The organism is Bradyrhizobium sp. SHOUNA76 (assembly GCF_023006445.1).
Taxonomy (GTDB): Bacteria; Pseudomonadota; Alphaproteobacteria; order Rhizobiales; family Xanthobacteraceae; genus Bradyrhizobium.
The window spans coordinates 1-485 of record NZ_JALBHA010001152.1; the positions used below are offsets into that span (position 1 = coordinate 1).

Below are 485 nucleotides of genomic sequence, written 5' to 3' on the forward strand. Positions count from 1 at the left end.
CGTCGCGTCTGGCTGCGCGTCTGTCGACGCTGGCGGCTGCGACGGCCGCGGTGCCGCCGGCCCAGCCCAAACCCGAGGTTCGGCCGACGGAATCCAGGATCGAGCCCGCACCGCTCACCAATGGCGTGATCTCGAGCCAGCCGCTCTCCATCATTCCCGGCTCGTCCGAGCCGATGAAGCCGGTTCGGGTCAAGACGGTTCAGGTCAAGGCCGGCGCCGTGAAGGTTGCCTCCGCCGCCCCCACCCAGGTCGCCCCGCCGGTCACCAACGCCATTCCGTCCCGTTCCGACGTCGCGGAAACCTCCGGCGCCGTCGTTGCCCGCGCCGATCTCATCAACAAGCCCGAGATCGTCAGCCAACCGGAGGCGCCGAAGGCCGAGATCGCCCGTACCGAAATGCCGCGGCAGCCGACGGGATTCGGCACCGGCAACGGTGTCCTCGGGGTGCTGCCGGCCGCCGCGCCCGCCCCGGCCGCTCCGAAGCTT

1 pseudogene is annotated in these 485 nt (G+C 71.3%); it reads left to right on the forward strand.

Annotated elements, in window-relative coordinates:
• Positions 1–485: pseudogene (locus MOV74_RS40245) on the forward strand (peptidase M15); the annotation flags it as partial.